We start from the raw sequence: 9023 nt of genomic DNA on the forward strand, positions 1-9023 counted from the left end.
CGTCACCCGCTATATCGAGCAGGGACTGTCGCCGCTGCAGGCGGCGCTGAAGGGCGCCAACGAGGTCGGCTTCACCGTGCTTTCCATGAGCATCTCGCTGATTGCGGTGTTCATCCCGATCCTGCTGATGGGCGGCATCGTCGGCCGCCTGTTTCGCGAGTTCGCGATGGTGATCTCGATCTCGATCGTGATCTCGCTGGCGATCTCGCTGTCGACCACGCCGATGATGTGCGCGGTGCTGCTCCGGCATGACACCGGCGGCCATGGCCGGCTCTACCGGGCGAGCGAATATGTGTTCGATGCGATGCTCGGCTTTTATCGCCGGACGCTGACATCGGCACTGGAACACCCGCGCACCATGATGCTGATCCTGGCCGCGGTGCTGGGTCTCAATTTCTATCTCTACGGCGCCATTCCGAAGGGCTTTTTCCCGCAACAGGACACCGGGCGAATCGTTGGCAGCATCCAGGCCGACCAGAGCATCTCGTTCCAGCTGATGCAGCAGAAGCTCACGCAGTTCGTCTCGATCATCAAGAAGGACCCCGCGGTCGAGACCGTGGTCGGCTTCACCGGCGGTGGCCAGACCAATTCCGGCTTCATGTTCGTCTCGCTCACCCCGATGAGTGAGCGCAAGGCCAGCGCGGATGCCGTGATCGCGCGGCTGCGGCGCCAGATGGCGGTGGTTCCCGGCGCGACGCTGTTCCTGCAGGCGGTGCAGGACATCCGTGTCGGCGGCCGCGCCAGCAACGCGCAGTATCAGTACACGCTGCAGGGCGCCTCACTCGACGAGCTCAACGAATGGTCGCCGAAAATCGCCGCCGCCCTGCAGCGCGAGCCGAACCTTGCCGACGTCAACAGCGACCAGCAGAACAAGGGACTGGAATCCGATGTCACGATCGACCGCGATGCCGCGGCGCGGCTCGGCGTTACCGTGAGCCAGATCGACAACACGCTTTATGACGCATTCGGCCAGCGCCAGGTCTCGACCATCTATGTCGCGCGCAACCAGTATCACGTCATCATGGAGGTGGCGCCGCGCTATTGGCAGAACCCGGAGACGCTGAACGACGTCTATGTCTCGACCTCCGGCGGGTCGGTCGGCGGCTCGCAGGCCACCAATGCGGTGGCCGGCACGGTGGTCTCGGCGGCCTCATCGACCGCCGCGGCCGCGGCGAATGCCCAGGCCGCGCGGAACCTCGCCAACAACTCGATCGGCCAGACCGGCAAAGGCGTGGCGTCGACGGGTTCGGCGGTCTCGACCAGGCAGGAGACGATGATTCCGCTCTCCACGGTCGCGCATTTCAGCCAGGGCGCCACGCCGCTCGCCGTCAATCACCAGGGCCTGCTGGTCGCCAACACCATCTCCTTCAATCTTGCGCCCAACGTCTCGCTGAGCCAGGCCGTCGCCACCATCGAGGCGACGATGAACCGGCTCGGCGTGCCGGCAACGATCCGCGGCACCTTCCAGGGAACGGCAAAGGCCTTTCAGGATTCGCTGAGCAACCAGCCATTCCTCATTCTCGCCGCGCTGGTCACGATCTACATCGTGCTCGGCGTACTGTATGAGAGCTACATTCATCCCCTAACCATCCTGTCGACGCTGCCGTCCGCGGGCGTCGGCGCGCTCTTGGCGCTGATCGCGTTCAAGACCGAGTTCAGCATCATGGCGCTGATTGGCGTCATCCTGCTCATCGGCATCGTCAAGAAGAACGCCATCATGATGATTGACTTCGCACTGGAGGCTGAGCGCAAGCGGAACCTCAATCCGCTCGATGCGATCCGCGAAGCCTGCCTGCTGCGCTTCCGGCCGATCATGATGACGACCATGGCTGCCCTGCTCGGCGCCCTGCCGCTCGCCGTCGGTTTCGGTGAGGGCGGCGAACTACGCCAGCCGCTCGGCATCTCGATCGTGGGAGGATTGATCTTGAGCCAGGCACTGACTCTTTATTCCACACCTGTGATCTATTTGTATCTGGACAGGTTCCGCCTCTGGAGCCAACGTCTGCGCGGCGATGCGGCGACTCATGAGCCCGGGCCATCCCTGCAACCGGGCGAGTAGATGCCAGTACCACCACCAGCCCACTCTCTCAGGCAAGGGTTGAGCCGTGTCCGGCGCACGCCGCCACGAGGCTGGAGCGGACTGCGCGCGGCCTTCACCCTGCTCGGGCTCGCCGCAAGCCCCATACTATCCGGCTGCATCATCGGCACCGAAAGGCCCGACCTCAATCTGGAAATCGCCGACAGTTATCGCGCGGCGCCGAAAGGCGGGGCGGACGCGGCCGTTCCGGCGGTGGACTGGTGGCGCGGCTTCCGCTCCAGCGAGCTGACCATGCTGATGGATGCGGCCCAGCTCCACAATCTCGACATCGCGGTTGCGATGGCCCAGATCATCCAGGCCGATGCCCAGGTAGGCGTGTCCGGCGCAGCGCTGCTGCCGACGCTGACGGGCACTGCCAACGCCGAGCGTCAGAAGCAGAGCAGCGCCAATAGCATCGTCAGCGGCCAGGGCGTCGGTGGGACGACTTTCAATACCTTCCAGACAGGCCTGACCGCGAGCTACATGCTAGATTTTTGGGGCAAGAACCGCGCCGCGCTCTATGCGGCCGAGGAGAATGCCAGCGCCGCCCGATATAATCGCGAGGTCGTGACGCTGACGGCGATCGTCACGGTGGCCAACACCTACTTCCAGGTGCTGGCCGCGCAGGACCAGTTGCGTGTCACCCGCGAGAATCTGGCAGCCGCCCAGCGCATCCTTGATCTGATCAAGAAGCAGTTCAACGGCGGCACGGCCTCGCAGCTCGATGTGTCGCAACAGGAAGCGCTGGTGGCGACGCAGCGCGCCGCCATCCCTCCACTCGAAGTGACGGTCGGGCAGAACATCGCGGCGCTGGCGCTGGTGGTCGGCCGTGCGCCGGAGAAATTCGCGGTGCATGGCGGCTCGACGCGCAACATCGCAGTGCCGCGGGTTACCCCTGGACTGCCGTCGGAACTGCTCTATCAGCGGCCGGACATCCGTCAGGCCGAAGCGCAGCTTGCCGCCTCCAATTTCAGCGTCGAGTCGGCACGCGCCGCGTTCTTTCCGCAGATCCAGCTGACCGGCACCACCGGTTTCCAGAGTGCGACGCTGGCCTCGCTGTTCACGCCAGGCGCCTGGTTCTACACGCTGACCGCAAGCCTCACGCAGCCGATCTTCGACGGTTTCCTGCTGGAGAGCCAGCTCAAGCAGGCCAAGGGCGTGCAACTGCAGGACCTGCAGGCCTATCGCAAGGCCGTGCTCTCCGCATTCGCCGACGTCGAGAAGGCGCTCATCGCCTTACAGAAATTCACCCAGCAGGAGCGATTGCAGCAGGACGTCGTCAATGCCTCCCGGCAGGCGTTCGATGTGGCGGAAAAGCAGTTGAACGGCGGCACCGTGAACCTCATCACCGTGTTGCAGACCGAGCAGACGCTGTTCACCGCGGAAAACAATCTGGTGCTGGTTCGCCTGAACAAGCTTCTGGCGGCGAGCAGCCTGTTTCAGGCGCTCGGCGGCGGCTGGACGCCGGGCGGCACCCTGGCATCGATCGAGTGAGGAGCGGATGCGCGAGGTTTTCGCCTGCGACGGTTTTGTAAGAAAGCTGACGGCCACGGCAGCGGCGGTGCTGGTTTTGAGCAGCGCGCCGCTGCTGGCCGCGCACGCGCAGCAGGTGCTCACGCCACCGAACATTGCCTTGAGCTTCGGGATGGATCCCGATGAGGTGTCGCGCGCGTTGGGCGTTCAGCTGTCCTATGTCCGCGGCCGTCCCGGCGATGAACTGCTGCTCGCGCTCCCCGACGTCAAGGGCGCAGCGCTCGCAAGCCGCAGTGACGGGCTCTATCTGCAGTTCCGGAAGGGGAAGCTTTCGGGATGGAAAGGCGATTGGGGAACGATCCGGCCATGAGGCGTTGCCATGGCCACATCACGAAGTTCACGCGGGCGATGCTCGGCGCAGCGCTGCTTGCCGCATTCAGTGCAAGCGCGTCCCGCGCGCAGGATCTCGGCGTCCGTCCGCTGCGCTATGGCCATACCAGCGGCTGGTTCTACGACAATCGCGACGACAGCCGTGATTTCCCCGCGAACGGCTTCTTCCCGGGAAACTTCACCGCCGACCCGCCAAGCGCGTGGCTCGGCGCTGCGGGCGCCCTGGCCGGCAATTCCCGTCGCTCGCCCCTGCCCTATCCTTCACAGGTGGTGATCGGACCGCGGCCGGCTCAAGCGATCTGCGGCCGGAGCGGCCGCTCTCGCGAGCGCACGTTCGTCGGAAGCGATGGTGCCCGGCATCGCTGCTGACGCGCGGCCGCCGGTCTAGGCCTGTTTCGTCATCGCTTCATGCGGGTGACGACGGTCGCCGCGCCGGTTCGCCTTGCGGACATAGGTGATGAACGCCTCGGGATTGTCCAGCTTGATCTTGAGCGCCGCTACCAGGGCATCCTCGGCTTCGATCGTGACCGCCTTGGTGCGCGCCCGCAGCTTGAGCCCGACCGTGTACATCGTCATGGTTGTTTCCCCTCAGGAGACCACGCCAGAGCTTACCACAGTCGGCGGTCCCGGCACGTTGCACGCAGCCTGCGTCGCCAACGAAAATGGCTCCGGGGGCCTCCCGGAGCCAAGTCATGTCCGGCTTCGGGGACTTGGGTAATGAGCCGGACTCTCAGCTTAGTGAGCCCGTGCCGCCTGTCCTTAACCTATGTCATGGCGGAACCCAGGCTGCTCGTCAGGTCTGCGGCTTGTTGTGCTTGTTGTGGCGGCTTTCCTGATTGAGACCGCCGCGGCTAACGGGAAATTCCGATTGCCGGGCCTTCGGATTCCGGGGCAGCCGCGCGCCGCCATCGCGGCGATCGCGCGCGATCTCCTCCGCGATCTGCCGCTCATCCGGAACGTCCGGCTTGCGCTCGAGCATGCGCAGCTGCTGCTCGTGGGTCTTCCGGCCCTGCAGCACGCGATGACGCGGCGGCGGATCGCGGTCCTTGGCTGGCGGCCCGTCACGGCGGTTACGGGCCTCGGCCTTGTCGATGCCGCCCTGCGCGTTGGTGTCATTCTCGACGTCGCCTTCAATGGTGTTCTCGCCCTCGACATCGGCGAGGTCATCGGGCGAGGCCTGCGCCATCGTCATCCCTTTCGATGCGCCGATCAGCGGATTGCGAACGAGATCGACATCGGTCGGCCGCGGCTGTTTCGGATGCTTGGTCATGCTCTGCTCCTGCGCGGGATGGCACGCCCCTTCCGTTTGAACGCAGTCACGACACAAGGGTTCTAAGTAGAAGGGCTCATACGTTGGGCGAACCAGCTTTGGCATCTCCGGGGGAACTCGCCTGGCAACTTCAACAAATGTCTCCCCGCCGCCGCCCGTCGGGACGCCCGCGACAATCCGCAGAGTTTCCCCAACCCCGCCGCCTTTTTGCCGGCCTGCTGCAAGACCGTATGCACGCTCATGGCTCTGCGATCCCAGCATATTACGAGGAGCAAGGCATGGCGAACGGTCCCGGTCCGCAGCACGCTCCAGCCTTGTCGCAAGGCAGTGGTCGCGCAACCGCCGCCCCCATGATCGCACGCGGCGCGCTGGGACTTGCCATCCGCGGCCTTCTCGGGGTCCTGCTCGGCATCATCCTCATCTCGGCGCCCGCCGAAGAGCTGCTGCCATTCGCGATGCTGGCCTCCGCCCTGATGCTGCTCGAGGGCGCATTCGTGGTCGCGCTGATGGTGCTGCGCCTCCTGCATTCGAAGGAGCGCCGCGCTGTCTTGTCGTGGCGAGACCCTGTCGTTCTCGAAGTCGGCGCCGTCATCCTCCTGGTGCCGGCCTTTCCCGTTGTGCCGATCGTTGCCGCGTGGACGCTGGTCGCCGCGCTGTTGGTGCTGATGGTGATCCTGGCGACCGCACAGGGTAGCGGCCTTGCCGCTGAGCTGCGATGGCTCGTCCTGGCGATTTTCGCCGTCGTCTGTTATGGCGCGCTGCTGATCCGTGCCATGACCATCGAGCCGGTCGCCTTTACCGCATCGCTGGGCGTACTCACGATCCTGTTCGGCATCGCGCTGCTGGTGCTGGCGGTCCGACTGCGGCCGCGACGCAATGCCGCTGCGGGGACAACCATGCTGGCCGGACCGATGCGGTAGCGCAGCTTGCGCCCGCTATGTCATGGTGCCCGGCATGAAGCAGCGGATTTCGATCCTGAGCGAGGTATCAACCGCGCGAAAATAGACCGGCCAAACCATGGTGCGGCCGGCCCGGTTCGGCTCCGTGATCACGGCCTCGTCGGGCACGTCCCACCATTGTCCCTCGATACGCACGCGGTAGTGACCTTCCTTGGTCTCCCAGTCGATATCCGACAGCGCCGTCCCATCCGCATCCGAGCAGCACGGCCCCTTGCCGGAATGCAGGCTCTCGAACCAGCTGTGAAGCGGAGAATTGGCATAGCGGCCATCGACGTCGCGCGCATCCGCGCTATCGGGTTTCGGCCCATGCCCGCCGACCAAAATTGCAAAAGCAAGCGCCACAAGAGTGATCTGACTTCGCCAATTTGCCTTCGATTCCACCGCGAATGCCCTCCAAGATCGTCTCGACAACGGACCTGACGTCGCCGCCAAACCCGATTTGTGCGGTGCAAAGAGAATGCCAGATTGAGGCCCAAGGTCCGCAAAACATGTGGAGGAACCGGCCTTGTCTGGCGCGGAGGTCTTGGGCCTTATGGCGTCCTGACATTCTGGATCAGAAAGGGGCGAGCCTTGACGGATACCAAGGGAACAGCGTTGCGGGTCGCGATCGCGGGTCTCGGATCGATCGGCTCACGGCTGGCGCGCGAACTCGATCGCGGCATCGATGGCATGGTGCTGGCGGCGATCGCCGTTCGCGACAAGGACAAGCATCGTGCGTTTCTGGAGAGCCTGCGCGTACAGCCGTTGATCCTGCCGATCGATAAACTCTGGGAAGCCGCCGACATCGTCGTCGAGTGCGCGCCAAGCCAGAACCTGCGTGCGATCGTCGAACCTGTCGTGATGCACGGCAAGACGGCGGTCGTGCTCGGCGCGGGGGCCCTGCTGGATCACGACGATCTGTTCGCACTGGCCAAGGCCCATGGCGGCAGAATCCTGGTGCCGACGGGCGCGCTGATCGGGCTCGACGCTGTCAATGCCGCGGCTTGCGGCGTCATCCATTCCGTCCGCATGGTCACGCGCAAGCCGATCGATGGCCTCAAAGGCGCGCCGTTCATCGTCCACAACAACATCGCCATCGACGGATTGCACGAGCCGCTCAAACTGTTCGAGGGATCGGCGCGCGAGGCTGCGAAGGGATTTCCGGCCAACCTCAACGTCGCGGTCGCCTTGTCTCTCGCGGGTATCGGGCCGGACCGGACCACGATCGAGATCTGGGCGGACCCGACGGTGACACGCAATACCCATCGCATCGAGGTCGATGCCGATTCCGCGCGGTTCTCGATGGCCATCGAAAACGTCCCGTCCGAGAACCCTAGGACCGGCGTCATCACCGCGTTGTCCGTCATCGCGCTGCTCCGCAAGCAGCGCGCCGCGCTCGCCGTCGGCACCTGATACGACGAGGCCCCCACTTTCGGCTAACTCCGCCAGGCGGCATCCGCGGGCGGGGCGTGTTGACTTTCCGAGCCGTCCTCTCAATACTTCGAAAAAAACAAAACACAGTCGCCTGAGCGACCATTCAGTGGGGAGGAACGCGATGCCGACGTCACGCAGAGCGCTGCTGAAGACGACCGCCGCTGCCGCCGCCGTCGTGGGTCTGGACTGGACGCGGGCACGCGCCCAAGCCGATATCGTCCGTATCGGGGTGATCTACGACCTCTCCGGTCCATTCGCAGCGGGCGGATCGGTGGCCTCCTCGATCGGCACGCAGATCGCCATCGACCTCGTCAACGAGAAGGGCGGCATCGCCGGCAAGTACAAGGTCGCGCCCGTCACCGCCGACTCGCAGAGCAAGGCGGATGCCGCCATCAACGAGGTCGAGCGCCTGATCAACCAGGAGAACCTCGACATTATCGACGGGGTCTATTCCAGCGCGCATGCTGTTCCGCTCGCCGCCAAGATCGAGCAGCAGAAGAAGATCCTCTGGATCACGACAGCGGTTTCAACCGCCGTGTTCAAGGACAAGAACCTGCAATACGTTTTTCGCGCGCAGATTCATTCGGAGCAATATGGGCAGGCCTTTGCCGGCTTCCTCACCGAACATGCCAAGGCCAAGCTCGGCATCGAGCCGAAAGACCTCAAGGTCGCACTGATCCACGAGGACGGCCCCTACGGCGTCGGCGTGGCTGCGGCTGACGAAGCCTATTCGAAGCAGGGCGGCCTGCAGGTCGTGCTCAAGGAGGGCTATTCCGCGGCCGCGCCGGATCTCTCAGCGCTGGTCACCAAGATCAAGCGCGCCGGCGCCGACGTGATCTCGCATGCCGGTTACAATCCCGACATCACGCTGTTTTTGCGCCAGGCGCGCGAGAACGGCCTGCACTTCAAGATGCTGTTCGGCGCGGGCGCCGGCTACAGCCAGCTCGACAAGCTGCGCAGCACGTTTGGCGCCGACATCGACAATTTCTGCAACATCGATCCGGTGCCGGCGCAGTTGCTCGATGCGTCAAAGCTTGCGCCAGGCATCGGTGACCTCACCAAGACCATGGTGGAGCGCTACAAGGCCAAGACAGGCGCCACCGACGTGCCGCCGCATTGCTCGATGGGATTCAACCAGACCTGGATCCTGCTCAACAACGTGCTGCCGGTCGCCAAGGAGAAATACGGCGCCTTCGATCCCGACGCCATTCGCAAGGCGGCGCTCGACGTCGACATTCCCCCGGGCGGCACCATCCAGGGCTATGGCGTAAAATTCTATCCGCCGGGCACGCCGATGTCCGGCCAGAACGAACGCTCGACACCGGTGGTGATGCAGAACGCCGGCGAACACATTTCGGTGGTGTGGCCGACCAACATCCGCACCCAGGATCCCGTCTTCCCGCTGCCGAAATCGTCGGCATACGGGGCCTAACGCAACTCC

10 protein-coding genes are annotated in these 9023 nt (G+C 64.5%); 7 read left to right on the forward strand and 3 right to left on the reverse strand.

The window, feature by feature from the left end; translation table 11 throughout:
• From JOZ76_RS15930 to JOZ76_RS15945, 4 genes are all read left to right on the forward strand, one after another.
• The coding region (locus tag JOZ76_RS15930; RefSeq protein WP_291699577.1) for an efflux RND transporter permease subunit at positions 1-2059 on the forward strand (2059 nt) is incomplete at its 5' end.
• Positions 2060-3571 carry an efflux transporter outer membrane subunit gene (locus tag JOZ76_RS15935; RefSeq protein WP_441300041.1) on the forward strand — a complete coding sequence of 504 codons (1512 nt, stop codon included), beginning with the start codon at positions 2060-2062 and terminating at the stop codon, positions 3569-3571. It abuts the gene before it with no gap.
• 7 nt (positions 3572-3578) lie between these two features.
• Complete coding sequence (locus JOZ76_RS15940) at positions 3579-3920, forward strand: hypothetical protein (protein WP_291699581.1); 342 nt, start codon at positions 3579-3581, stop codon at positions 3918-3920.
• Positions 3917-4309 (forward strand): BA14K family protein, encoded by a 393-nt coding sequence (locus JOZ76_RS15945; protein WP_291699583.1) that lies wholly within the window; start codon positions 3917-3919, stop codon positions 4307-4309. Before JOZ76_RS15940 ends, JOZ76_RS15945 begins: the two co-directional genes overlap by 4 nt.
• A gap of 15 nt (positions 4310-4324) precedes the next feature.
• Here JOZ76_RS15945 and JOZ76_RS15950 read toward each other — a convergent pair whose 3' ends face one another.
• On the reverse strand, positions 4325-4516 hold the full coding sequence (locus JOZ76_RS15950; RefSeq protein WP_291699585.1) for a hypothetical protein: 192 nt from the start codon (positions 4514-4516) through the stop codon (positions 4325-4327).
• Between the two features lie 217 nt (positions 4517-4733).
• Complete coding sequence (locus tag JOZ76_RS15955; protein ID WP_291699587.1) at positions 4734-5210, reverse strand: hypothetical protein; 477 nt, start codon at positions 5208-5210, stop codon at positions 4734-4736.
• 278 nt (positions 5211-5488) lie between these two features.
• Here JOZ76_RS15955 and JOZ76_RS15960 point away from each other — a divergent pair, with 278 nt between their 5' ends.
• Positions 5489-6130 carry a hypothetical protein gene (locus JOZ76_RS15960; RefSeq protein WP_291699589.1) on the forward strand — a complete coding sequence of 214 codons (642 nt, stop codon included), beginning with the start codon at positions 5489-5491 and terminating at the stop codon, positions 6128-6130.
• A gap of 15 nt (positions 6131-6145) precedes the next feature.
• Here the strand turns inward: JOZ76_RS15960 and JOZ76_RS15965 are convergent, their stop codons facing one another.
• A complete protein-coding gene (locus JOZ76_RS15965; RefSeq protein ID WP_291699591.1) occupies positions 6146-6511 on the reverse strand; it encodes a hypothetical protein in 366 nt (121 codons plus the stop codon).
• A 228-nt stretch (positions 6512-6739) separates the two neighbouring features.
• Between JOZ76_RS15965 and JOZ76_RS15970 the strand changes: the two genes are divergently transcribed.
• Together JOZ76_RS15970 and JOZ76_RS15975 are read left to right on the forward strand one after the other, a co-directional pair.
• Positions 6740-7561, forward strand: coding sequence for an aspartate dehydrogenase (locus JOZ76_RS15970; RefSeq protein WP_291699593.1), 822 nt, complete (start codon positions 6740-6742; stop codon positions 7559-7561).
• Positions 7562-7703: 142 nt separating this feature from the next.
• Complete coding sequence (locus tag JOZ76_RS15975; RefSeq protein ID WP_291699595.1) at positions 7704-9014, forward strand: ABC transporter substrate-binding protein; 1311 nt, start codon at positions 7704-7706, stop codon at positions 9012-9014.
• The last annotated feature ends 9 nt before the right edge of the window (positions 9015-9023 follow it).

Origin of the sequence: Bradyrhizobium sp. (assembly GCF_019244115.1) — a bacterium.
Lineage (GTDB): Bacteria > Pseudomonadota > Alphaproteobacteria > Rhizobiales > Xanthobacteraceae > Bradyrhizobium.

Coding starts and splice junctions, on each gene's coding strand:
- JOZ76_RS15950 (WP_291699585.1), bottom strand. CDS start 4,516: ATGACGATGTACACGGTCGGGCTCAAGCTGCGGGCGCGCACCAAGGCG.
- JOZ76_RS15975 (WP_291699595.1), top strand. CDS start 7,704: ATGCCGACGTCACGCAGAGCGCTGCTGAAGACGACCGCCGCTGCCGCC.
- JOZ76_RS15935 (WP_441300041.1), top strand. CDS start 2,060: ATGCCAGTACCACCACCAGCCCACTCTCTCAGGCAAGGGTTGAGCCGT.
- JOZ76_RS15960 (WP_291699589.1), top strand. CDS start 5,489: ATGGCGAACGGTCCCGGTCCGCAGCACGCTCCAGCCTTGTCGCAAGGC.
- JOZ76_RS15955 (WP_291699587.1), bottom strand. CDS start 5,210: ATGACCAAGCATCCGAAACAGCCGCGGCCGACCGATGTCGATCTCGTT.
- JOZ76_RS15940 (WP_291699581.1), top strand. CDS start 3,579: ATGCGCGAGGTTTTCGCCTGCGACGGTTTTGTAAGAAAGCTGACGGCC.
- JOZ76_RS15945 (WP_291699583.1), top strand. CDS start 3,917: ATGAGGCGTTGCCATGGCCACATCACGAAGTTCACGCGGGCGATGCTC.